The sequence below is a fragment of the Burkholderia sp. AW33-5 genome, from assembly GCF_053427615.1.
In genome coordinates this window covers 467054-491109 of the sequence record NZ_JBSAXA010000003.1, presented here as the reverse complement: position 1 = coordinate 491109, position 24056 = coordinate 467054, and the positions used below count along the sequence as shown (strand labels likewise).

The window sequence follows — 24056 nt, the reverse complement described above, 5'->3', positions numbered from 1 at the left end:
AGACGCATGAACGACGAACTGAAAAGCGAGATGGCCGCGCGGCTGCAGCACGCGCTGGAGCGGGTGGTCGACGAGCGCTCGCTGATCCACTTCCTGCGCGTGCTCGGCCACGACTGGCAAAAGGAGCGCCAGCTCGACGCCGACGTGCCGCCGTCGCCGTTCGCGGCCGCCGCGCTCGGCTGGGAAAACCGCTCGATCGGCGAGTACCTGGAGGCGATGGTCGACTGGGCCGAGGCGTCCGAGGACGGGCTGCGCTGCTACGACCTGCCCGACAACCCGTGGCGGCGCATGGCCGACATCCTGTTCGCCGGCAAGATCTACGAATAGCGCGTCGCGGCGATGCGCGGGCGCATCGGGCTGGAGCGGCCTAGTCGGCCGTCCCTTCGGCATATGCGCGCAGCCCGTTCGCCAATGCATCGAACACGGCCCGGCAACGCGGGCTCGCGCGCAGATCCTCGTGCATGACCACCCAGGTTTCCAGTTTCATCGCGGGCCCGTCCGGCAGCACGCGCACGAGCCGCGCATCGCGCTGCGCGAGCCGGTTCTGGCAGAAGCCGATCCCGTAGCCGGCGCGAATCATCGCGAGTTGCGCGAGATTGCTGTCGGTGCGCAGCGCGAACGCATCGCGCTTCCACAGCGGCATCCCGCGCCCCGCCGAACGGATGAACGGCGTCACCGTATCGAAACCGATCAGCGCGTGATGCGCGAGTTCGTCCGTCGACGACGGCGTCCCGTTGCGGGCCAGATAATCGTCGCGGGCATGCAGCGCGACGTCGATCTCGCCGATGCGCCGTGCGACGAGCGCTTCCTGCGCGGGCGGCGCCATCCGCACCGCGATGTCGGCCTCGCGGTTCAGTACGTCCTGGATGCGGTCGGTCGGCACCAGTTCGATGACGAGCCCCGGATGGTCGCGCCGCAACTGCGCAAGCATCGGCGGCAGCACCTCGACCGCGATCACGTCGCTGGCCGAGATCCGCACGGTGCCGCGCACGCCCGCGCCGTGACTCGCGGCCGCGCGCTCGAACGCGGCCGCCGCGCTGCGCAACGCCTCGGCATGACCGCGCAGCGCGAGCGCCGCCTCGGTCGGCAGCAGCCCCGACGGCGAGCGCGTGAACAGCGTCTGGCCGAACGCGGCCTCCAGCGCCGCGACGTGACGGCCGGCCGTTGGCTGCGTGATGCCGAGCGCGCGCGCCGCGCCCGACAGCGAGCCTTCCGTCAGCACGGCGAGGAAGGTGCGGTAGCGTTCCCAGTTCAGATCGATAGTCATACATAAATGTATAGCTGATCGATTGGGTTCGGCAATTCCTTGTTAGGCGGCTCCGCGCCAGAATGCGTGCAGACAACGGTTCATTCACGGAGAACGGCGATGACGGCGAACGCAGGCGGAACGCAACGACAGGCACTCGTGCTCGGCGCGAGCGGAGGCATCGGCGGCGAGGTCGCGCGTCAGTTGCGCGATGCCGGCTGGCAGGTGCGCGCGCTCAAGCGCGGGCTCGACGCCGGGACGGTGGAGCGCGACGGGATCGCATGGATGCGTGGCGACGCGCTCGACCGCGACGCGGTGGTCCGCGCGGCGCGCGGCTGCAGCGTGATCGTGCACGCGGTGAACCCGCCCGGCTACCGGAACTGGGCGACGCAGGTGTTGCCGATGCTCGACAACACGATCGCGGCGGCGACGGTGGCGCGGGCGACCGTCGTGCTGCCGGGGACGATTTACAACTACGGCCCCGACGCGTTTCCCGAGTTGCGCGAAGACGCGCCGCAGCATCCGGTGACGCGCAAGGGCGCGATCCGCGTCGAGATGGAGCGGCGGCTGCAGGCGGCGACCGCGCAGGGCGTCCGGACGATCATCGTGCGGGCCGGCGATTTCTTCGGGGCGCATGCGGGCAACAACTGGTTCGGGCAGGGGCTTGTCAAGGCCGGGCGGCCCGTCGCGGCCATCAGCGTGCCGGGCCGCCCGGGCGTCGGCCATCAATGGGCGTACCTGCCGGACGTCGCGCGCACGATGGTCGAGTTGCTCGAGCGACGCGACACGCTGGAGCCGTTCGCGCGCTTCCATTTCGGCGGGTACTGGGACGCAGACGGCACGCAGATGGCGCAGGCCGTGCGCCGCGTCGCGCAGCGGCACGGGATGCGGCCGACGGTGCGGCGATTCCCGTGGTGGCTCGTGTGGGCCGCGGCGCCGTTCGTCACGACGATGCGCGAGATGCTCGAAATGCGCTATCTGTGGCGCGAGCCGCTCCGGATGGACAACGCGCGGGTGACGGCGGTGCTGGGCCGCGAGCCGGTGACGCCGCTCGATACCGCGGTGGAGACGGCGCTCGCGGGGCTGGGCTGCTTGCGATGACGGCGAGCCCCCGCATGCGGTTCATGCGCTCGATCGCATGCGCACCGGCCAGCTTACTTCCTGCTACGACGGGCACTACCTCGACCGCATACCGATGCCGAAGACTGCGCCCGCGCACCGGATCGAGACACCACGCATCGCGGCCGAGCGGTTTCGCGCATATCTGCTGGATACAGTGACGTGCGGGGCAAAGGCGGCCGTCCGAATGCCGGAAGGAACGCGCGCTCGACGTTGCGCGGTGCCCGCAACGCGGTGTCACGTGGGCTGCGTGTCTCCCGGCGTCACGGCGTGTCGAACGCGAGCGTCGGCACATCGACGACCATCGCGCCGCCATCCGCGACGAGCGTCGCGCCGGTCACGAACGACGCGTCGGGCGACGCCAGGAACGCGCACACGGCCGCGATCTCGTCCGGATCGGCCGCGCGCCGCAGCGGCACGTCGGCGCTCACGCGCGCATACGCGCCGTCGAGCGTGTCGCCGTATGCGGACATCAGCGGTTCCATTTCCGCATCGGCCATCGGCGTGCGGACCCAGCCCGGGCACACCGCGTTCGCGCGCACGCCGTGCGGCCCGTAGTCGCGTGCGAGCGAACGCGCGAGCCCGAGCAGCGCATGCTTGCCGACCGTATAGCCGCATACGCCAGGCCCGGCCGCCAGCGCCGCGATCGACGCGACCAGCACGATGCTGCCGCGCCGCGCGATCAGGTCGGGCAGGCATGCGCGTGCGCTGACGAACGCGGTGTCGAGATTCGCATGCAGCGCGTCGCGCCATTGCGCGTCGTCGGTTTCGTCCGCGCGGCCGAGACCGTGGCCGCCCGCGCACGCGACGAGCGCATCGACGGGGCCGAACCGCCCGGCGATCTCCGGCAGGAAGCGAGCCCAGTCGGCCGTGCTCGCGGCGTCGCCGGCGAGCGCGAGGCCGCCCGTCTCGGCGGCGAGCGCGTCGAGCGGGGGCCGACGCCGTCCGATCAGCACGACGCGATCGCCGCGGGCGGCGAAGCGGCGCGCGCACGCGGCGCCGATGCCGGTGCCGGCGCCGGTGATGGCGATCGTGCGGGGTTGCGGGTGCGTCATGGCGTTCTCCGGAAGGTGTCGTTTCCGGTCACTCTAGGCGGCGCCGACGCACGCCGGTATCCGCCGAAAGGATGAACGCGCACCGGGCCGACCGGCCGGATCGCGGTCATTTTGCAAAGGCTGACGATGTTCGGCGCCGAATCGCTCTATCCTCCGTATTTTTGCGATGCGTCGCAAAAGCCCGGCAAAATGGCGCGGGCGCGCCCGCGCATCGGTGCGGGGCGCGACGGCCGCCGATTCCGTCGTGCAAGCGGAGCGGCAGGCGGCGAGATCGGCGCGCGCGTACGACCGATATGGATACACCGCGTCCGCCGATGGCGCAGGGCGCGATGGCTGATCGCCCGGTCGCGCATCGCGGCCGGACCATCGACAAGAACAGGGAGGGGCCGGCAATGAGGCTGGACGACGAAAGAGAAAGCATGAACGTCGAGGATCGACGCGGCGGCGGCGGGTTCGGCGGCGGGCGCGCGACGATCGGCATCGGCACGATCGTGGTCGCGCTGGCCGCATCGTATTTTTTCGGGATCGACCCGCGCGTCGTGCTCGAAGGCGCGTCGGCGCTGCAGGGCCGGCAGCAGCAGGCGCAACCCGCGCCGACGCAGCATCAGGGCGCGCCGGCGAACGATCCCGGCGCGGTGTTCACGCGCAAGGTGCTCGGCAATATCGAGCGCACGTGGACGGGCGTGTTCAACACCCAGTTGCACGCGCAATACCAAGCGCCGAAGCTCGTGATGTTCACGAACTCGACGCCGACCGCATGCGGCACCGGCCAGACCGCGATGGGGCCGTTCTACTGTCCGGGCGACCGCAACGTGTACATCGATCTTGGCTTCTACGACGAACTGCGCAAGCGGTTCGGCGCGGGCGGCGATTTCGCGCAGGCCTACGTGATCGCGCACGAAGTCGGCCATCATGTGCAGAACCTGCTCGGCATTTCCGACAAGGTCGACGCCGCGCGCCGCCGTTCGAGCGAAGCGCGCTCGAACGCGCTGTCGGTGCGGATGGAACTGCAGGCCGACTGCTTCGCCGGCGTGTGGGCAAACAACGCGCAGCGCGCGAACCAGCGGCTGATGGAGCCCGGCGATTTCGAGCAGGGGCTGAAGGCGGCCGCCGCGATCGGCGACGATCGGCTGCAGCAGCAAGGCCAGGGCTACGTCGTGCCGGAGAGCTTCACGCACGGCACCAGCGAGCAGCGCGTGTACTGGCTGCGGCGCGGGATGGAGTCGGGCGAAGTGAGCGCCTGCGACACGTTCGCCGCGAACGCGCACTGATATTGACCGACGGGGCGGGGCGCGCATGTCGCCGCGCCTTCGCTTCGAGGCCGCACGCGCGGCCGCTCCGGAAACTTCGTCGATCGTTCCGATCCCGCTCGATCGGCGCGCGCGATGTTCCGCACCGTCTTCGACGTCCATTCCCGGTCCAGCGGCTCGCGGCGCATGCCTTCCCGACGCAGATTCCGTCGTCGAGACATGGCCGGCGCGTCCGCCATCCACCACCCGCAGACGAATTGCCGATTTGTGCTCACCGGCCCATTTCGGCGCCGGTAGGCTGGCCCGAACTTCGACGCGTTCGGCCGCCGGCCGCTCCCATCATGCCGACCTCACCCGTTCCCGCCGATCACGAAGCCGCCGACTGGCAGCGCGCGCTGCGCGCGTGCGTCGACGCGTTCGACGCGTTCGCGAGCCCGTCCGCGATCGTGTTCTACCGGCTCGACCTGAGCGGCGAGCCGGCCGATTTCGAGCTGTTCGGCATGCCCGAGTCGATGCATCGCACCTACATCGCGCGCTACCGGATGCTCGATCCGCTGCATCCGTCGCGCTGCGCGGCAGGCGCCCATGCGGTCGTGACGCTCGCTTCCCAATTGCCTGACGAAAGGCGCGATGCGTCCGCATACTGGACCCGTTTCCTGCGGCGCCACGATGTTGCCGACGTCGTCGAGATCTGGCTGCGCGACGACGCGGGCCGGACGATCGGCGCGTTTTCGCTGCTGCGCTTCGGGAAGGGTGACGCGGGCGGCGGCGCGGGCAACGGCACGGCGGGCCGGTTCGCGCCGGGCGAGATCGACGCGCTGGCACGGTTGCAGCCGGTTGTCGAAGCCGCGCTGTGCCCGCTGCTGCGCGCGCGGCGCGGGATTCACCGGATCGGTTGCGAGGAGCGGCTGACCCACCGCGAGGAGCAGATCGCCCGCCTCGTGCGCGACGGCCGCTCGAACAAGGAGATCGCGCGCGATCTCGCGCTCGGCCAGCCGACCGTCAAGACGCATCTGATGCGGATGTACCGCAAGCTCGGCGTGTCGAACCGCACCGAGCTGGTCGGCACGTTGTTCCTGTAGTTTTTTCGCACTCGCCTCGCGCGCGTGTCGATCCCCCGCACGCTTGCCAATTTGCGCTCACCGGGCGCGATCCCTCGTCGATACAGTGGTTCGACACCCGCATGCCGGCGCGCACGCGGCCCAGCCATGACAATCATCGAGACGCCCATGAGCACCACGAACTTCGTCGCGGTCAGCGACACCGTGCGCACCTTCGTCGCACGCGATTTCGGCCTTTTCATCGACGGCGCCATGCAGCCCGCGCACGCGGCCGCGCGGCTCGACGTGTACGACCCGGCGACCGGCGAGCGGCTCGCGACGGTCGCGGATGCGGACGCGCACGACGTCGACCGCGCCGTCGCCAGCGCGAAACACGCATTCGACACGCGCGTGTGGAGCGGGCTGCGCCCGGCCGACCGCGAGCGCATCCTGCTGAAGCTCGCCGACCTGATCGAAGCCGACGCCGAAACGCTCGCGCAGCTCGAAACGCTGAACCAGGGCAAGTCGATCCACGTGTCGCGCGCGATCGAGGTCGGCGCGAGCGTCGAATACGTGCGCTACATGGCCGGCTGGGCGACCAAGATCACCGGCCAGACGCTCGACGTGTCGATCCCGTTCCCGCCCGGCGCGCGCTATACGGCCTATACGCGCAAGGAGCCGGTCGGCGTGGTCGCCGCGATCGTGCCGTGGAACTTTCCGCTGATGATCGCCGTGTGGAAGCTGATTCCGGCGCTCGCGGCCGGCTGCACGATCGTGTTGAAGCCGTCGCCGGAAACGCCGCTCACCGCGCTGCGCCTCGCCGAACTCGCCCTCGACGCCGGCGTGCCGCCCGGCGTGTTCAACGTCGTCACCGGCGGGCGCACGTGCGGCGCCGCGCTGGCGAGCCACCCGTCGATCGCGAAGATCTCGTTCACGGGTTCGACCGCGACCGGCAAGCGGGTCGGCGCGGCGGCCGTGCAGAACATGACGCGCTTCTCGCTCGAACTCGGCGGCAAGAACCCGATCGTGATGCTCGACGACGTCGACGTCGCGCAGGTGCTCGACGGCGTCGCCGCCGGCGCGTTCTTCAACCAGGGACAGGTGTGCGCGGCCGCGTCGCGCATCTACGTGCATCGCAGCAAGTTCGCGCAGCTCGCGGACGGCCTCGCGGGCGTCGCGCAGTCGATGACGCTCGGCGCGGGCCTCGACACCACCGCGCAGATCAACCCGCTCGTCTCCGCGCACCACCGCGACACGGTCGTCCAGCACATCGAGGGCGCGCGCCGCGCGGGCCTCACGTTCCTCGCGGGCGGCACGCCGGCCGACGACCTGCCCGGCTACTACGTGAAGCCGGCCGTGATCGCCGATCCGCATCCCGACAGCGCGATCGTGCGCGACGAGGTGTTCGGTCCGGTGATCGTCGTCGTGCCGTTCGACGATGCGGCCGAGGCCGTGCGTCTCGCGAACGCGTCGCCGTACGGCCTCGCCGCGAGCATCTGGAGCAACGACCTGAAGAGCGTGATGAATCTCGTGCCGCAGATCGAGGCCGGCACCGTATGGGTGAACTGTCACATTCCGCTCGACCCGTCGATGCCGTTCGGCGGCTACAAGCAGTCGGGCATCGGCCGCGAGTTCGGCCAGTACGCGATCGAAGGCTTCACCGAAACCAAATCCGTGTGCATCGCGCACTGACGCGCGGCGCCCGTTCCGAACACCCCGACAACCTCGAACCCCGGCCGTCCACGGCCGAGGTTCACACGATCCGAAAGTGGAGACTGCAATGAGCTACAACGAAGCGAAGTTCTGGCACCCGATGCTGCACCCGAACGAAATGAAACAGCGCAAGCCGATCCGCATCGTGCGCGGCGACGGCTGCTACGTGTTCGACGAAACCGGCAAGCAGCTGGTCGACGGCGTCGCGGGCCTGTGGAACGTGAACGTCGGGCACAATCGCCAGGAAGTGAAGGACGCGATCGTGCGCCAGCTCGACGAACTCGAATACTTCCAGCTGTTCGACGGCATCTCGCATCCGCGCGCGGAAGAACTGTCGAAGAAGCTGATCGACATGCTGGAGCCGGAAGGGATGCGCCGCGTGCTGTACAGCTCGGGCGGCTCCGACTCGATCGAGACCGCGCTGAAGATCGCGCGCCAGTACTGGAAGGTGCGCGGCCAGGCCGACCGCACGAAGTTCATCTCGCTGAAACAGGGCTATCACGGCACGCACTTCGGCGGCGCGTCGGTGAACGGCAACACGGTGTTCCGCCGCAACTACGAACCGAACCTGCCCGGCTGCTTCCACGTCGAGACGCCGTGGCTGTACCGCAATCCGTTCACGCAGGATCCGGAGGAACTCGGCCGGATCTGCGCGGAAATGCTGGAGCGCGAGATCCAGTTCCAGAGCCCCGACACGGTCGCCGCGTTCATCGCGGAGCCGGTACAGGGCGCGGGCGGCGTGATCGTGCCGCCGGCCAACTACTGGCCGCTCGTGCGCGAGGTGTGCGACCGCTACGGCGTGCTGCTGATCGCCGACGAAGTCGTGACGGGCTTCGGCCGCAGTGGCAGCATGTTCGGCAGCCGCGGCTGGGGCGTGCGCCCGGACATCATGTGTCTCGCGAAGGGAATCTCGTCCGGCTACGTGCCGCTCGGCGCGACGGCCGTGAACGCGCGGATCGAGGATGCGTTCGCCGCGAACGCGGACTTCGGCGGCGCGATCATGCACGGCTACACGTATGCCGGGCACCCGGTCGCGTGCGCGGCCGCGCTCGCGAGCCTCGACATCGTCGTGAAGGAAGACCTGCCGGCGAACGCGGCGAAGCAGGGCGCGTATCTGCTCGAAGCGCTGCAGTCGTTCCCCGAACGCTTCGCGGCGGTCGGCGAGGTGCGCGGCAAGGGGCTGATGCTCGCGCTCGACCTCGTCGCGAACAAGCAGACCCGCGAGCCGATCGACCCGCTGTCCGGCTATGCGAACGCGGTCGCGGAAGTGGCGCGCGAGCACGGCGTGCTGGTGCGCCCGGTCGGCACGAAGATCATCCTGTCGCCGCCGCTCGTGATCCAGCGCGAGCAGCTCGACCGGATCGTCGACGCGCTCGCGGCGGGCTTCGAGGCCGTGCCGTTCGCGTGAGGCCGTGACGGCATGAGCGCATGACGCCGAACCGGCGGTGGAGGGCGGGATAACCCGTTCGTCACCGCCGGTTTGCCGATTTGCGCTATGACCGGATTATTTTGCCTGCGTATTTTTTCGCCATCGGATCTGGATTGGATCGACAGGGGCCCGATGGCGACGCGCCGAAGCGCCGCCTCGGGCCGACCGCGAAGCACGGAACGGAGCGGGCGCCGCAGCGCCGGCGCCGGCCCGAAAAGGGAAGGAGACGAAGATGTCGGAATGGTCTGGAGTGACCGGCGCCGCGGGCGATACGCCCGCCGGTGCGTCGGCTGAAGCGGGCGGCGGCACGGTGCTGAAGGCGGGCGCGGTCGGTTTCCCGACCGCGCTGGCGAGCGCCGTCGGCCTCATCATGGCGAGCCCGGTGATTCTCACTGCGACGTCGGGCTTCGGAATGGGCGGCTGGGCGTTCGCGGTCGCGATGATCATCGCGTTCGTGATGATGCAGGCGCAGGCGACGACGTTCTCCGAAGCCGCCGCGATGTTGCCGACGGCGGGCTCGGTTTACGATTACCTGTCGTGCGGGCTCGGTCGCTTCTGGGCGATCACCGGCACGATTTCCGCGTATTTCCTGGTGCACGTGTTCGCCGGCACGGCGGAGACGATCCTGAGCGGCATCATGGCGCTCGTGAACTTCGAGTCGCTGAACGCCGCGTTCGAGAAGCACAACAGTTCGTGGCTCGTCGGCGTCGGGCTCGTCGTCACGTTCGCGATCACCAACATCATCGGCATCAAGGTGTTCAGCAAGCTCGAGATCGTGCTGACGGCCGGCATGTGGCTGTCGCTGATGATCTTCGGCATCCTCGGCCTCGCGGCCGCGCCGGCCGTGCATCTCGACGGCTGGTTCGGCGGCTCGGAAGTCGGCACGTCGGTGCCGGCAGTGCTGTCGCTGGTCGGGATGGCGATGTTCATGTTCGTCGGGTGCGAGTTCGTCACGCCGCTCGCGCCGGAAATGAAGGCGCCGGGCCGCACGATTCCGCGCGCGATGGCGCTCGGCCTCGTCGGCGTCGCGATCTGCATGTTCCTGTACGGCGCGGCGATCCGTCGCCAGGTCGCGAACGTGCCGGTGAGCCCGGACGGCCTCACGCATCTGCTCGACACGCCGGGCGCGATTCCCGCGTTCGCGCTGCAGGTGCTTGGGCCCTTCGGCCGCGTGTGGTTCGGCATCGCGTTCCTGTGCGCGGGCGCCGCGACGATCAACACGCTGATGGCCGGGCTGCCGCGCATCCTGTACGGGATGGCGATCGACGGCGCGCTGCCGCGCTGCTTCGCGTATCTGCATCCGCGCTTCAAGACGCCGGTGGTCGGCATCGTCGCGTCGGCGATCGTGCCGATCTTCCATGCGTGGCTGATCAACGGCAACCTCGACAGCATCCTGCATCTCGTGCTCGCCGCGACCTGCGCGTGGGGCACCGCGTATCTGCTCGTCACCGCGTCGGTCGTGATGCTGCGCATCCGCCGCCCGGACCTGCCGCGTCCGTATCGTTCGCCGTTGTTCCCGCTGCCGCAGATCGTGTCGAGCGTCGGCATCGTGCTCGCGATCTGGTACATCACGCCGCCCGGCATGAATGCGCGCGACATCTACGTGCCGTTCGGCGCGATGCTCGGGCTCACCGCGCTGTACGCGCTGTTCTGGACGCTCGTGGTGCAGCGCCGGCATCCGTTCAAGCCGGTGCCGGTCGAGGAAGTGCTGCGCAACGAGCACGTCGCGTCGTGAGGCTCGCATTCGCCCGGTGGCGCGCGGCGCCCGACACGCCGCCGCCCGGCCACCGGCCCGGCGCGATCGCCGCGCGCGTGCTGGCCGACCTCGGGGCGGCGCGCGATGCGAGCAGCGGCGCGGCCGAACCTCTGGCCAGGCTGCCGAATGGCGTGCGCGTGGCCATCGAAGAACGCGTCGACCGTCAGTTCCTGATGCATACGGTCAGCGTGCAGGTGTCGATCGGCGCGGCCGGCCCGGCCGGGCAGGGCCATGCCCGCGTGCTGCAGACCGGCTGGCTGCGGCGCACCGGGGTCGCAGCCGAGCCCGCAGCGGGAAGCGGCCCCGGATTCGTGCGGGCGGTGGCCGCGCTCGTCGCCGATTCGTCACTCGCCGACGCGCTGCGCCCGCTGCACCTGACCGACTGTACGATCGCCGCGCGCGACGGGCGCTGGACGCTCGCCGTCGTGCCGTTCGGCGGCAGCGAGGTCGTGAACCGGATGCCGTCGTTTCGCCGCTATGTCCGCCTGACCGGCGAGCAGGCCGCCGCGCTGTCGGCGGCCTGCCTTGCATTCGAAACTGCACTGCGCGGAATTTTGCGGGGGTAAGCTGTGCCGTTGCGCGCGGTGCGGCGCAACGTGGATTCAGGGTTTCACCGGAGATGCCGATGCTGTTCCAGTCACGCTCACACGAAGACGTGCATGACCACGGGCTCGCGATCGCGGGTTGGCATCAGGTCTACCGCCAGATGACGCCGGGCCGGTTCAGGGGCACCGTCACGCAGGTGCTGTACGACGAGTTCCATTTCTTCCGCGAGACGACCAACCGGCGTGTCGCGCAAACCGGCCTCGCGCCGGCCGGGCGCACGTCGCTCGCGGTGCCGCTGTCGATGCCGCTCGCCGGCACCTTCCAGGGCCAGCCGGTCGACGGCTATGCGCTGCTCGCGCTGCGCGCCGGCGAGGATTTCGAATTCCACACGCCGGAAGGGATGGGGCTCGTCGGGATCAGCGCGGCGTCGGACATGATCGACGAACTGTGCGAAGCCGAGTTCGGCGCGGCCGGCGCGCGCAAGCTGCGGCACGTCACGCGGCTGTCGGATGCGCAAGGCGTCGCGCTCGGCGCGCGGCTGTCGTCGCTGATCGACGACGCGCAGCGCAACCCCGGATGCCTCGACTACGCGGCCACCCGCAAGATGTTCCGCGACGCGATGCTCGGCATGTTCCTCGATGCGCTCGACCAGGGCATCGGCGTCGAGCGCCGCGACATCACGCACGCGACCTACAGCGATATCGTCAGCCGTTGCGAGAAACATCTGCGCGACCGGCCCGAGGAACCCGTCACCGTGCTCGAGCTGTGCCGCGCGCTGCGCTGCAGCCGCCGCACGCTGCAGACGAGCTTCCAGCGCGTCGCCGACGTCACGCCCGTCGGCTATCTGCGCACGATCCGGCTGAATGCGGTGCGGCGCCTGCTGCGCACGACCTCGGCGCAGCAACTCGGTGTCGGCGAGGCCGCCGCGAGCTGGGGCTTCACGCATCTCGGCTATTTCGCACGCGAGTATCGCGACCTGTTCGGCGAGCTGCCGTCGCAAACCTTGCGTCCCGAGTGACGTCCGCGCATCGCGACCGTGCCGCCGGGCATGGTCGCGTGTCGTCCGTTCGCTTCATCGTTTGCTGATTTGGGATAGGAGTCCCGAATTTTCGCTGGATAGAGTCCTGTCACCCATATCGACAACACCATCGATCTGCACTGCGAATCGATGACATCAGAGGGGCGGGACATGAAGATCGGACGAAGACTGGCCGCGAGCGCGGCCGCGCTGGGTTGCATGCACGCATACGCGCAAACCTCGGGCAGCGTGACGCTGTACGGTACCGTGGACACCGGCGTCATCTATTCGACGAACCAGCAGTTCACGCGCGCCGACGGCAGCACGGGCGGCGGCCACGCATGGCAGATGGGCGGCGGCAACCTCGTGCCGTCCCGCTTCGGATTCCAGGGCGCCGAGCCGCTCGGCGGCGGGCTGAACGCGGTGTTTTCGCTCGAGCAGCAGTTCCTGTCCGCGAACGGGCAGGCGCTGCAGGGCGGCACGGCGTTCAGCCGGCAGGCGTGGGTCGGGCTGCGCCAGGATTCGATCGGCACGCTCGGCCTCGGCCGCCAATACGATTCGTACACGGACATGCTCGGCGCGTACGTGTCGAGCAACAACTGGGCGACGCCGTACGGCTCGCATCTCGGCGACGTCGACAACCTGAACGCCGCGTTCAACTTCAACAACGCGGTGAAGTTCACCAGCGCGGACTTCAACGGCCTGACGTTCGGCGGTACGTTCAGCTTCGGCGGGCAGGCCGGCGATTTTTCCGCGAGGCGCGGCTATGCGGTCGCCGCGACCTACACGCGTGCGCCGGTCGCGTTTTCGGTCGGCTATCTCGACCTGCACCAGCCGCTCGACGCGGCGCTCGGCGGCGCGAACGGCTATATCGGCGACTTCGCGTGCAGCAATCCGGGCGCGATGTACTGCCTGCTCCAGGACGCCGGCTCGATGCGCGCGTTCGGCGCCGGCGGCTCGGTGACGCTCGGCGCGGCGACGGTCGCGCTGACCTACACGCACACGCGCCTCGGCGACAGCCGCTATTTCTCGACCGGCGCGCAGCCGCGCACGCAGGCGTTCACGTTCGACGTCGGCGAGCTGAACGTCACGTATATGTTCACGCCCGCGCTGCAGGGCGGCGTCGCGTACATCTTCAACGCCGCGCACACGGACGGCCGCGGCACGACGCGCTTTCACCAGGTCAACGTCGGCACGAACTACAGCCTGTCGAAGCGCACCGCGCTGTATGCGGTCGCGATCGGCCAGATCGCGAGCGGCACGGGGCTCGGCACCGACGCGAACGGCAATGCGGTGAACTACGCGCAGATTCCGGTGCTCGCGAACAGCAATTCGAGCCGGCAACTCGCGGTGATGGCCGGGATTCGCGTGAACTTCTGACGGCGCGCACGTGGCGAAGCGGGCGGGGCGGCCGGCTGCGATGTCCGGCCGGTTCCGCCGCGTGCCACAAATTCTTAACGATCGACGTGAACAATGGCGTTCGCTTCAGGACGCCCGAAGCGTCGCCGGCGTTGCACACGTGTGCAACGCGCGGCCGACCCGCCACCACGCCGATCGAGAGAGACCACATGACCTTGCTGAGCCGCCTGCGCGCGCTGTCCGCCGCCGTTGCGCTGTCCCTTGCCGCCTCGCACGCCTTCGCGGCGGATCTCGTCATCGCGGGCCGCGACGACATCTACGGCAAGGGGCTGGCCGACGCCGTCGCCGGCTTCACCAAGCTGCATCCGGGAACCGACATCGAGCTGCTCAAGCTGCCGAACGCGAACCTGTACCAGAAGCTGAAGCTGTCGATGCGCGAAGGCACCGGCACGTACGACCTCGTGATGATGGACGACACGTGGGCGCCCGAATTCATCGGCAACGGCTGGCTGAAGCCGCTGCCGGCGTCGCTCGCGGACGCCGATCTCGTGCCGTCGACGGTCGCGCTCGGGCGCAACGCGGCGGGCGCGCTGTACGCGCTGCCGATCGTCGGCAACGTCGAGATGTTCGCGTACCGGAAGGATCTGCTCGCGAAATACAAGCTGCAGCCGCCGCGCAACTGGGACGACGTGCTGAAGATCGCGCAGACCGTCGGCGGCGCGGACAAGAGCGTGTCGGGCGTCGTGTTCCGCGGCACCAAGGGCAACCCGGTCGTGACGGGCTTCCTGCCGATCCTGTGGGCCTATGGCGGCGACGTGTTCGACCGCGCCGGCAACGTGACGATCGATTCGCGCGAGTCGCAGGCCGCGCTGAAGACGTTCCTCGCGCTGAAGGCCTCCGCGCCGAAGGACGTCGACGTGTACGGCGCCGCCGAAGTGCGCGATGCGCTTCAGCGCGGCACGGCCGCTCAGTCGATCGAGGTGTGGCCGGCGTGGATTCCGGCACTCGACGATCCGAAGCAGTCGCGCGTGGTCGGGCAGATCGCGCTGCAGCCGCCGCCCGGACAGACGGCCGGCCCGGCGCCGATGCTCGGCATCTGGCAGATGGGCATTGCGAAGGACGCGCCGCACGCGAAGCTCGCTCAGGAATTCCTGGCCTACCTGAGTTCGCGCGACACGCAAACGCGCCTCGCCGGGATCGGCATTCCGCCGACGCGCCGCAGCGTGTTCGCCGATCCGGCGCTGGTGCGCCAGTATCGCTGGTATCCCGATCAATTGAAGGCGCTCGAGGCCGGCCGTGCGCGGCCGCGCGTGAAGGACTGGCAGCAGGTCGAGAGCATTCTCGGCGACCAGCTGCAGCTCGCGCTGACCGGGCAGGCCGCACCCGACGCCGCGCTGCGTCAGGCGCAGCAGAAGATCGCGCAGGCGATGGCCGCGGCCGGCAAGTGACGGCTTGTCGCCACGCTTCGTCCGGAATCCGCGCATGAAAGCCTTCGGCCGCAGCCTGCCGCTCGTCGCGCTGCTCGGACCCGCGCTCCTGGTGCTGGCCGCGCTCGCGCTGTACCCGGTCGCGCAGGTGCTGATCGACTCGTTCTGCCAGGTCGACTACACGGCGGGCCGCCGCGCGTTCGCGGGGCTCGCGAACTATCGCGCGGTGCTCGGCGACGACGCGTTCGCGGCCGGCTTCGGCAACACGCTGCGTTTCACGATCGCGGCATCGCTCGTCGAAGTCGCGCTCGGCTTCGGTCTCGCGCTGCTGTTCGTGCGCGCGTTTCCGGGGCGGCGCATCGCGCTGCCGCTCGCGATCCTGCCGATGATGCTGTCCACGCTCGTGTGCTCGGCGATCTGGCGCAACTGGCTCAATTTCGACGGCTTCCTCAACGCGCTGCTCGCCGTGTTCGGCATCGAAGGCGTGCGCTGGCTGTCCGATCCGCATCTCGCGCTGTGGTCGCTCGCGCTCGTCGACGTGTGGCAGTGGACGCCGATGGCGTTCCTGATCGTGCTGGCCGGGCTGCAATCGATCCCGCAGGAGCTGTACGAAGCCGCGCGCACCGACGGCGCGAGCGAGTGGCAGTGCCTGCGCGACGTCACACTGCCGCTCGCGGCGCCGCAGATCGGCCTCGCGCTGCTGCTGCGCTCGATCGACACGTTCAAGCTGTTCGACAAGGTCTATGCGTTGACGGGCGGCGGCCCCGGCAACGCGACGCAGACGCTGTCGACCTACATCTACGACACGGGCTTCCGCTTCTTCAACGTCGGACCGGCGAGCGCCGCGTCGGTGCTGATGCTCGCGGCGTCCGCGCTGCTTGTTTCGGGGTACGTATGGCAGACGGTTCGCAAGCGGCGCGCATGACGGCGCGATCCGCGGGCATCGCGCACGCGCGAACGGGGGCCACGTTCGGTCGCGCGGCACCGTGGATTCTGCGCGCCGCCGCGCTCGCGCTGTTGCTGCTGCCGTGCCTGTGGATGGCCGGCGCGGCGTTCATGCCGACGCTCGAGCGCCTCGATCATCCGCTGCGGATCGTGCCGGCCGCGCCGACGCTCGAGCATTTCGCGTCGGTCTGGTCGAACGGCATCGGCGCGCCGCTCGCCAATTCGCTGCTGGTCGGGTTCGGTACGACGCTGCTCGCGCTGACGCTCGCGTTTCCGGCCGCGTATGCGCTCGTGCGGCTGCGGTTTCCGGCCCGGCTGGACTTGCTGTTCCTGATGCTCGTGCTGGCACTGAAGCTGATGCCGCCGATCACGATCGCGGTGCCGCTGTTCGCGCTCGCGAAGCGGCTGCATCTGCTCGATTCGACGCTCGGGCTGATGCTCGCTTACCAGATCTACGCGTTGCCGATGGCGATCTGGATGCTGCTCGCGTTCGTGCGCGACGTGCCGGTCGAATACGAGGAGGCCGCGTGCATCGACGGTGCGGGGCTCGCGCGGCGGCTCGTGCAGATCGTGCTGCCGCTGTGTGCGCCGGGGTTGATCGCGACCGCGATCTTCGTGTTCATCGCCGCCTGGAACGAGTTCCTGATTGCGCTGCTGTTCGTGTCGACGCCGAGCCGCTTCACGCTGCCGCTCGCCATCGCCGGCTACGTGACGGAGAACGGCATCGACTGGGGCGACCTGATGAGCGCGGGGCTGCTGGCGTCGCTGCCGACGCTTGCCGTGGCCGGCTACGTGCAACGCTACCTGCTGCGCGGCTTCGCGGGCGGGCTGAAGTGACGCGACACGTTACGCGCAGCTGTGCCGGACCACGTGCGTAACCGGCACGACGCGCGTGCGCGATGCGCCGTCGAACGTCTGGATCCGGTCGGCGAGCAGATCGACGGCCGCGTGCGCGAGGCCTTGCGTGTCCTGGCGCAGCGTCGTGAGCCGATACGCGCCGTATTCGGCGGCGGGAATGTCGTCGAAGCCGATCACGCGCACCTCGTCGGGCACGCGCAGGCCGAATGCGTCGCGGGCGGCGTCGATCACGCCGAGCGCGAGCAGGTCGGACGAGCAGAACACGCCGTCCGGGCGCTCGCCGGATGCGAACAGTTGCCGCGCGGCGTCGATGCCGCATGCATGCGTATCGGAGTGCGTATCGATCACGTGGACGAGCGCCACATCGAACGCGTCGCCGCGTTGCAGCGCCTGCCCGAACGCATCCGCACGTGCGCGTGCGCTGTAGCTCGCGGTGCGCGGTCCGACGAACGCGAGCCGGCGCGCGCCGGCCCGCACGAGCCGTTGCGCGGCATGGGCGGCACCCGCCGCGTTGTCGCTGATGACGACGTCCGCACCCGGCAGGTTCGCTTCGCGATTGATCATCACGACGGGAATCCGGTGATCGAGATACTGGCGCGCGACCGACAGCGGCGGCGACGCGGACGTCATCACGAGGCCCGCGATCCGGTAGCTGAGCAGCCGTTCGAGCGATTGCCGGACCTGGTGCGGATCGTCCGCATTGGTGACGAGCGGCGTGAACGCGCGCTGGCCGAGCGCGGCCATCAGGTCCGACAGCAGCCGCGCGCGGAACGGATTCTCGAACCCGGCCGTCACGACGCCGATCATGCTGCTGCGCTGCGTGATCATGTCGCGTGCGATCAGGTTGACCTGGTAGCCGAGCGCACGCGCGGCCACCATCACGCGTTCGCGTGTTTCGGGTGCGATGCTCGCCGTCGGCGAGAACGCGCGCGACACCGCGGAGCGCGACACGCCGGCCCGCACGGCGACATCCGACGCGGTCACCCACGTTTTTCTTTCCTTGTCAGTCATCGATTCATGATCCCTTCGCGATACGAAGCTTCCACGCCGCTGGCCGACTGGATGTCGGCGCTCGACGACGCGCGGCCGCTGCATACGCTGACCCTACCGGGCAGCCATGACACCTGTGCGTATACGGTCGACGATCCGCTCGTGCGCACGCAGCGCGCGCCGCTCGCCGCGCAGCTCGCGCACGGCGTGCGGCTGCTCGACATCCGCTGCCGGCACCGCTGCGATGCGTTCGACATCCATCACGGCGGGATCGCGCTCGGCATGTCGTTCGACGACGTGCTCGCGGACTGTGTGCGTTTTCTCGATGCGCATCCGCGCGAATGCATCGTGATGTCGGTGAAGGACGAATGGCCGGCGCAGGCGTGCACGCGCGGTTTCGATGCGACGTTCGATGCGCATCGTGCGCGGCACCCGCGGTTGCGCTGGCACGCGGGCGGCGCGTTGCCGGCGCTCGGCGACGTGCGCGGCGCGGTGGTGTTGCTGCGGCGGTTCCGCAGCAGCCGGCCGCTGGGCATCGACCTGACCGCGTGGCCCGACAACGCGACCTTCACGATCGATCATCCCGATGCGGCGTTCGTGATCCAGGACGAATACCGCGTGCCCGTTGCTGGATCGATCAACTACAAGTGGCGTGTGATCGATGCGCTGCTGACCGGCATGCCGTCGCCGGAAAGCGGCCGCTGGGCGATCAATTTCTGCAGCGGTACGGGGATGGGCGCGAATCCGTCGGTGGTCGCGCGTGGCGACGGCAGGGTGCAGGGGATTCAGGCGCGGCTCGCGGAGCGGTTGCGCGCGCAACGTGGTTCGTATGGCGCGATGCTGCTCGATTTCTGCGACGACGATGACTGGGCATTGGTGCGGGCGCTGGTTGCGTGCAACGATCACGTGCCCGAGCGGGGTGATGCGCGCAGGCTGGCCCGCGATTCCCGCTTCCCGTGAAGATCGGCACGGTGCCGAATGTGTGACGAGCGGTCCATGTTTCGAAACGAGGCCGATGGATAAGGTTGAACCGTCCATGGCGGGCACGGTTCGATCGAGTCCGTCGCGGATATCCGGATGTTTCTCAACTCGGCGGGAGGCAACGGGCACGTGTGCCCGGCATCGCGCCGGCCCATGAACGTCGTCGTGACAAGCAGCGCCCGATTCGCCGCGAACCGTCCACGACGCAGGACTGCAAGGAGAGAGGTCATGGCAACGCTCGTCAACATCATGCAGGGCACCCCGAACGCGGTGCAGATCTGGGGCTTTCACGGCCCGTGCAACGTCAGGGACGTCGCAGCGGCATTGAATACCATCGCGTCGGGATTGAGCGGCGACGGTCACACGATTCACATCATGTCGGGAACGCACGGCTATTGCGCGGGGCAGGTCGGTGCAGTCGCCACGCGCGAACAGCGATTCGCCGCGGAAGACCGGGCGCTGGCTTCGCCGAAGACGAAGGACAACAAGCCGGTCGCGGTTGCGGTACACGACTTCAATACGGCGAAGCTGCCCGCACCGGATTACGTGACGGCGGCGATGGCGAAGCTGAACGGCGACATGCGCGCGATCGTGCAGGGCGACGCGGGCACCGCGACGTTCCTGCTTGCGTATTGCTGCAGCGCCGGGACGCCGTAACGCGCCGTCGTGCGCTGACGGGCGGGCGTGGCGGTCCGCCCCGTTTCGCAACGACGAGACGTCGTGCGGATGCGCGTGCGACCGTGCCCGTTCAGCGCGTCGCGATCGCCACCGCCGCACCGGCCATCGCCGTCGCGCTGGTGCGGTTCGCGATCCGCTTCGCGCGTGCGGACGTGAGGAACGCACGCGCACGCGATGCGAGCAGCGACCAGAAGCAGTCGGCCAGGATCAGGACCGCGAGCATCGTGCCGACGAGCTCGGCCCACGCGAGGACACCGACGTGCGTCAGGTCGACGATCGTCGGCAACAGCGCGAGATAGAAGAGCATGATCTTCGGATTGCCGAGCGTGACCAGCGTGCCCGCGACGAACATGCGCCACGGCGACTGGCCGCGCGGCAGGTCGCCGGCCTTCGTGTCGGTCGGCGCGGTCCACATCTTCCACGCGAGAAACAGCAGGTACGCGACACCGAGCAGCTTCAGTACGAGCATGCCCGTCTCGAACGTGCGCGCGAACGCGGACAGCCCGGCAACCGCGAGCGTGAGCCACAGCGCCTCGCCGATCCACATCGCGGCGAGGAACGGCAGCACGTCTCGCACGCCGTTCGTCAGCACGCGCGCGACGAGCGCGGCGACGCTCGGGCCGGGCGTGCCGGCGGTGACGAGCAGGGCGATGGCGAACACGGCGAGCGCGGACAGCGTCATGACGGACCTCGTGGGCAGGGCGTTCGAAACGTATGAACTTTCGATTATAGTGACGGCCGTTCCCGCCTGCCCACCTCGTCGTGATGACAGTATCGATCCGGATTCGTCCCGCCACGCGGGAAGACGTGGCCGCGATGGCCGCCGTGGAAGTGGCCGCCGCCCAGCGCTTTCGCGACATCGGCATGCCCGACATCGCCGAAGGCGAGCCGACCGATGCGGCCGACGTGCGGATGCGCATCGACGACGGTCGCGCCTATGTCGCAACGGACGAAGCGGGGACGTGCGTGGGTTTTGCGTTCTACCGGCTGCTCGATGCGCGGCGGCTTTATCTGGAGGAGCTGGATGTCGCGCCGTCGCACGCGGGGCAGCGGATCGGCGCGCGCCTGATCGAATGGATCATGACGCGCGCCGCGCAAGACGGCATCGCCCAGGTCGTGCTGTCGACCTTCCGCGACGCGCCGTGGAATGCGCCGTACTACGCGCGCCTCGGCTTCGTCATCATCGACGACGCATCGCTCGACGACACGTTGCGCGCGATTCGCGCGCATCACGTCGCACGCGGGCTCGACGAAACGCAGCGCGTGTTCATGCGCGCGGACGTGCGCGCATGAACGCGCCGCCGGCCGTCAGGCCGCGTCGCTGAGCGCCGGGTAGTCGGTGTAACCCGTTTCGCCCTCGGCGTAGAACGTCTCCGGCACCGGCTTGTTCAGCGGCGCGCCGAGCTCGAGGCGGCGCGGCAGGTCCGGGTTCGCGATGAACAGCTTGCCCCACGCGATCGCGTCGGCGTGGCCGCTCGCGAGCGTTTCCTGCGCCGATTCGAGCGTGAACTGCTCGTTCGCGATCAGCGGGCCGCCGAACGCTTCCTTCAGACGCGGGCTCAACTGATCGCCCGAATACGATTCGCGCGTGAAGATGAACGCGATCTTGCGGCGGCCGAGTTCGCGCGCGACGTAACCGAACGTCGCGGCCGGGTCGGAATCGCCCATCGTATGCGCGTCGCCGCGCGGCGCGAGATGCACGCCGACACGGCCCGCACCCCACACGTCGATCGCCGCGTCGACCACTTCGAGCAGCAGGCGCGCGCGGTTCTCGATCGGGCCGCCGTACGCGTCGGTGCGGAGGTTGGTGCTGTCCTGCAGGAACTGGTCGAGCAGGTAGCCGTTCGCGCCGTGGATCTCGACGCCGTCGAAGCCGGCTTTCTTCGCGTTTTCGGCGCCCTTGCGGTATGCGGCGACGATGCCCGGAATTTCATCGAGTTCGAGCGCGCGCGGCGTCACGAACGGGCGCGGCGGCCGCACGAGGCTCACGTGACCGCCCGCGGCGATCGCGCTCGGCGCGACCGGCAGGTCGCCGTTCAAAAACATCGGATCCGAGATCCGGCCGACGTGCCAGAGCTGCAGGACGATGCGGCCGCCGGCCGCGTGCACGGCCTGCGTCACGCGCTTCCAGCCTTCCACCTGCTCGTCGGACCAGATGCCCGGCGTGTCCGCGTAGCCGACGCCCTGCGGCGTGACCGAAGTCGCTTCGCTGATGATCAGGCCGGCCGACGCGCGCTCGGCGTAATAGCGGGCCATCAGGTCGTTGGGCACGCGCGCGCTGCCTGCGCGGGCACGGGTGAGCGGCGCCATCACGACGCGGTTCGGCAGCGTCAGGTCGCCGAGGGTAACGGGATCGAACAGGGTGGGCATGGCAGATAACCTTTTCAGAAAGGCGGGCTTACCGCCGCGTCGTGTGCGGCGTGCGGCCCGCGTGGCCTGGGTCAGAGTTCGCGGCGCAGGGCGTCGAGAAATGCGTCGATGACGGCCTCGTTGCGCTGGAAGAACGCCCACTGGCCGATTCGCGTCGACGTCACGAGCCCCGCGCGCTGCAGCGTCGCAAGGTGCGCGGAGACGGTCGACTGCGACAGCCCGCAGCGCGCGTCGATCTGCCCGGCGCAGACGCCGTGGTCGTACGGCAGCGTCTGCTCCGGGAAATGCGCGCCCGGCGTTTTCAGCCAGACGAGGATTTCCCGGCGCACGGGGTTCGAAAGCGCTTTCAGGATCGCGTCGATGTCGAGTTCGGTCGGCATGGAAAGGTGTGGTGTTCGGGGCGTTCGGCCGGAAAACCGGTGCAAACGGGTATCGTCGATGGGCGAATCATATATCGGAAAATTGCGATATGCGTGAAGGCACTGATGCGAGTGGGGTTGTCGATCGGCCGGAGCATCAGCGAATCACGCGCCCCCGTATTGCGCGAACAGCCACCGCCGCATGGCCTCGAGCGCATCCGAATGGGCATTGGCCTGCGGAAAGACGACGTAAAACCCGAGCGACATCGGAAACGAAAAATCGAACACGCGGCGCAGCCGGCCTTCAGCGATATCGCGTTCGACGAGCGGCTCGCTGGTCAGCGCGATGCCTTGACCCGCGACGGCGGCGTCGATGGCGAGCAGCGACTGGCTGAACCGCGGCCCTTTCGTCGGATCGGTCTGCCCCGTTCCGCCGAGCTTCTCGACGAACTCCGGCCACAGGTCGTGCGCGTCGTGCAACAACGCATGCTTCGACAAGTCCGCGGGGGTGCGGATCGGCGGGCCGCTGTCGAGCAGTGTCGGGCTGGCGACCGCGAAGATGTCGAGCGGAAACAGCAATTGCGCGACCAGGCCGGCCGGGAACGGGGGCTTGCCGAGCCGGATCGCGATGTCGACGCCGTCGGCGCGGAACGACGCAAGGCGCTCGTCGGCGATGACGCGAACCTCGATGTCGGGGTGCAGGCGACCGAAGTCCGACAGGCGCGGGATCAGCCACTTCGACGCGAACGACGGCGTCGTGCTGACCGCCAGGACCATGGGACGCTGGCCCAGGGCGTCCGTGGCATCGGCGATGATCTGCAGCGCGCGCTGGACCGACGAAAAATACTCGAGCCCTTCGCGCGTGAGCGCCAGCCCCCTGGGCAGCCGCCGGAACAGCTGAATCTCCACGACGTCCTCCAGATGCCTGACCTGCTGCGCCACCGCGCCCTGGGTCACGCCGAGCTCGTCGGCGGCCAGCCGGAAATTGAGGTGGCGCGCGGCGGCCTCGAACGCGCGAAGCGCATTGAGCGGCGGGAATCGACGGGTACGCGACAAAGCCTTCATGCAGTAGAAAATCTACAGTGTGGGTGGAGAAATCATCGTTCGACACGGCGATTATAGAGTCCTAGAGTAACGCTTCAGGACGACGATCGCGGCATTGAGCCGACCTATCCGGGAGAACGGCATGACTGTAGAGAAAGTGGCATTGGTGACGGCGGCGGGCAAGGGCATGGGCGCCGCGATCGCGCGGGATCTTGCGAGCAACGGCTATCGTGTCGCGCTGATGTCGCCGTCCGGCAGCGCGGTCGAGCTTGCCGGGGAACTCGGCGGTTTCGGCATGGCGGGGTCCGTCACCGAAGACGCCGACATCGAGCGTTTCGTGAACGGGACGCTCGCGAAGTACGGCCGCATCGACGCGGTCGTCAACAACACCGGGCATCCGCCGAAGGGCGACCTGCTCGCCATCGAGGACGACCAGTGGCACGCAGGGCTCGACTTGATCGTGCTCAACGTCGTTCGCGTGCTGCGCCGGGTGACGCCCGTCTTCCTGAAGCAGGGCGGCGGCGCGGTGGTCAACATTTCGAGCTTCGCGGCCGACGCGCCCGAGCAGGCGATGCCGGTGTCGTCCGCGCTGCGCGCGGCGCTGAGCTCCGTCACGCGCCTGTACGCCGATCGGTATGCGAAGGACAACATCCGCATCAATTCGGTGCTGCCCGGCTTCATCGACAGCTGGCCGGAGACGCCCGAGATCGTCGCCCGCATTCCGGTCGGCCGTTTCGGCAGGACGCAGGAGATCGCGCAGACCGTGACGTTCCTGCTGTCGGAAGGCGCCGGCTACATCACCGGGCAGAACATTCGCGTCGACGGCGGGATCGTGCGCGCACTGTAAGCGGAAGACGGGGCGCGCCGCCCGCG

24 protein-coding genes are annotated in these 24056 nt (G+C 69.0%); 17 read left to right on the top strand and 7 right to left on the bottom strand.

Features of this window, described 5'->3' with window-relative positions; genetic code table 11:
• Positions 1–6: 6 nt before the first annotated feature.
• Positions 7–327: a DUF7660 family protein gene (locus ACV22V_RS09085; RefSeq protein ID WP_059692167.1), complete on the top strand. Its 321-nt coding sequence runs from the start codon at positions 7–9 to the stop codon at positions 325–327.
• A gap of 40 nt (positions 328–367) precedes the next feature.
• Here the strand turns inward: ACV22V_RS09085 and ACV22V_RS09080 are convergent, their stop codons facing one another.
• Entirely contained in the window at positions 368–1267 is a 900-nt protein-coding gene (locus tag ACV22V_RS09080) for a LysR family transcriptional regulator (protein ID WP_059692168.1), read from the bottom strand.
• Positions 1268–1366: 99 nt separating this feature from the next.
• Between ACV22V_RS09080 and ACV22V_RS09075 the strand changes: the two genes are divergently transcribed.
• Positions 1367–2347 carry an NAD-dependent epimerase/dehydratase family protein gene (locus tag ACV22V_RS09075; RefSeq protein ID WP_448013606.1) on the top strand — a complete coding sequence of 327 codons (981 nt, stop codon included), beginning with the start codon at positions 1367–1369 and terminating at the stop codon, positions 2345–2347.
• 281 nt (positions 2348–2628) lie between these two features.
• On the opposite strand, the gene ACV22V_RS09070 is transcribed toward ACV22V_RS09075, so the two are convergent.
• Entirely contained in the window at positions 2629–3420 is a 792-nt protein-coding gene (locus ACV22V_RS09070; protein ID WP_448013605.1) for an SDR family NAD(P)-dependent oxidoreductase, read from the bottom strand.
• 392 nt (positions 3421–3812) lie between these two features.
• On the opposite strand from ACV22V_RS09070, the gene ypfJ reads away from it, so the two are divergent.
• From ypfJ to ACV22V_RS09015, 11 genes are all read left to right on the top strand, one after another.
• Positions 3813–4691 carry a KPN_02809 family neutral zinc metallopeptidase gene (ypfJ, locus tag ACV22V_RS09065; protein ID WP_059692171.1) on the top strand — a complete coding sequence of 293 codons (879 nt, stop codon included), beginning with the start codon at positions 3813–3815 and terminating at the stop codon, positions 4689–4691.
• A gap of 320 nt (positions 4692–5011) precedes the next feature.
• Positions 5012–5752 carry a helix-turn-helix transcriptional regulator gene (locus tag ACV22V_RS09060; protein ID WP_448013604.1) on the top strand — a complete coding sequence of 247 codons (741 nt, stop codon included), beginning with the start codon at positions 5012–5014 and terminating at the stop codon, positions 5750–5752.
• A 147-nt stretch (positions 5753–5899) separates the two neighbouring features.
• Positions 5900–7402 carry an aldehyde dehydrogenase family protein gene (locus tag ACV22V_RS09055; RefSeq protein WP_448013603.1) on the top strand — a complete coding sequence of 501 codons (1503 nt, stop codon included), beginning with the start codon at positions 5900–5902 and terminating at the stop codon, positions 7400–7402.
• A gap of 88 nt (positions 7403–7490) precedes the next feature.
• Positions 7491–8831 (top strand): aspartate aminotransferase family protein, encoded by a 1341-nt coding sequence (locus tag ACV22V_RS09050; protein WP_059526610.1) that lies wholly within the window; start codon positions 7491–7493, stop codon positions 8829–8831.
• 253 nt (positions 8832–9084) lie between these two features.
• The gene (locus ACV22V_RS09045) at positions 9085–10587 is read left to right on the top strand and encodes an APC family permease (protein ID WP_448013602.1); all 1503 of its coding nucleotides are present in this window, start codon (positions 9085–9087) and stop codon (positions 10585–10587) included.
• Entirely contained in the window at positions 10584–11174 is a 591-nt protein-coding gene (locus ACV22V_RS09040) for a DUF3156 family protein (protein WP_448013601.1), read from the top strand. The genes ACV22V_RS09045 and ACV22V_RS09040 overlap by 4 nt, the downstream gene beginning before the upstream one ends.
• A 59-nt stretch (positions 11175–11233) precedes the next feature.
• On the top strand, positions 11234–12172 hold the full coding sequence (locus ACV22V_RS09035; protein WP_059527184.1) for a helix-turn-helix domain-containing protein: 939 nt from the start codon (positions 11234–11236) through the stop codon (positions 12170–12172).
• Positions 12173–12343: 171 nt separating this feature from the next.
• Positions 12344–13552, top strand: coding sequence for a porin (locus tag ACV22V_RS09030; protein ID WP_448013600.1), 1209 nt, complete (start codon positions 12344–12346; stop codon positions 13550–13552).
• Between the two features lie 188 nt (positions 13553–13740).
• On the top strand, positions 13741–14979 hold the full coding sequence (locus ACV22V_RS09025; protein WP_448013599.1) for an ABC transporter substrate-binding protein: 1239 nt from the start codon (positions 13741–13743) through the stop codon (positions 14977–14979).
• A 34-nt stretch (positions 14980–15013) separates the two neighbouring features.
• Positions 15014–15883 (top strand): carbohydrate ABC transporter permease, encoded by an 870-nt coding sequence (locus ACV22V_RS09020; RefSeq protein WP_448013598.1) that lies wholly within the window; start codon positions 15014–15016, stop codon positions 15881–15883.
• A complete protein-coding gene (locus ACV22V_RS09015) occupies positions 15880–16740 on the top strand; it encodes a carbohydrate ABC transporter permease (RefSeq protein WP_059692208.1) in 861 nt (286 codons plus the stop codon). Before ACV22V_RS09020 ends, ACV22V_RS09015 begins: the two co-directional genes overlap by 4 nt.
• A 9-nt stretch (positions 16741–16749) precedes the next feature.
• Here ACV22V_RS09015 and ACV22V_RS09010 read toward each other — a convergent pair whose 3' ends face one another.
• Entirely contained in the window at positions 16750–17772 is a 1023-nt protein-coding gene (locus ACV22V_RS09010) for a LacI family DNA-binding transcriptional regulator (protein ID WP_448013597.1), read from the bottom strand.
• 6 nt (positions 17773–17778) lie between these two features.
• Between ACV22V_RS09010 and ACV22V_RS09005 the strand changes: the two genes are divergently transcribed.
• Together ACV22V_RS09005 and ACV22V_RS09000 are read left to right on the top strand one after the other, a co-directional pair.
• Positions 17779–18711, top strand: coding sequence for a phosphatidylinositol-specific phospholipase C (locus ACV22V_RS09005; protein WP_448013596.1), 933 nt, complete (start codon positions 17779–17781; stop codon positions 18709–18711).
• A gap of 249 nt (positions 18712–18960) precedes the next feature.
• On the top strand, positions 18961–19389 hold the full coding sequence (locus ACV22V_RS09000; protein ID WP_059526591.1) for a hypothetical protein: 429 nt from the start codon (positions 18961–18963) through the stop codon (positions 19387–19389).
• Between the two features lie 91 nt (positions 19390–19480).
• Here the strand turns inward: ACV22V_RS09000 and ACV22V_RS08995 are convergent, their stop codons facing one another.
• A complete protein-coding gene (locus tag ACV22V_RS08995; RefSeq protein ID WP_059526588.1) occupies positions 19481–20092 on the bottom strand; it encodes a LysE family translocator in 612 nt (203 codons plus the stop codon).
• An 83-nt stretch (positions 20093–20175) separates the two neighbouring features.
• Between ACV22V_RS08995 and ACV22V_RS08990 the strand changes: the two genes are divergently transcribed.
• Entirely contained in the window at positions 20176–20703 is a 528-nt protein-coding gene (locus tag ACV22V_RS08990) for a GNAT family N-acetyltransferase (RefSeq protein WP_448013595.1), read from the top strand.
• A gap of 15 nt (positions 20704–20718) precedes the next feature.
• Here the strand turns inward: ACV22V_RS08990 and ACV22V_RS08985 are convergent, their stop codons facing one another.
• The 3 genes from ACV22V_RS08985 to gcvA all read right to left on the bottom strand — a co-directional run bounded on the left by ACV22V_RS08985 (position 20719) and on the right by gcvA (position 23204).
• Entirely contained in the window at positions 20719–21780 is a 1062-nt protein-coding gene (locus tag ACV22V_RS08985; protein WP_059692180.1) for an alkene reductase, read from the bottom strand.
• Between the two features lie 71 nt (positions 21781–21851).
• Complete coding sequence (locus ACV22V_RS08980) at positions 21852–22160, bottom strand: ArsR/SmtB family transcription factor (RefSeq protein WP_044846683.1); 309 nt, start codon at positions 22158–22160, stop codon at positions 21852–21854.
• Between the two features lie 144 nt (positions 22161–22304).
• Positions 22305–23204 carry a transcriptional regulator GcvA gene (gcvA, locus tag ACV22V_RS08975; RefSeq protein ID WP_448013594.1) on the bottom strand — a complete coding sequence of 300 codons (900 nt, stop codon included), beginning with the start codon at positions 23202–23204 and terminating at the stop codon, positions 22305–22307.
• A 121-nt stretch (positions 23205–23325) separates the two neighbouring features.
• Between gcvA and ACV22V_RS08970 the strand changes: the two genes are divergently transcribed.
• Positions 23326–24030, top strand: a complete 705-nt coding sequence (locus ACV22V_RS08970; protein ID WP_175909370.1) for an SDR family oxidoreductase — start codon at positions 23326–23328, stop codon at positions 24028–24030.
• Positions 24031–24056 lie beyond the last annotated feature (26 nt).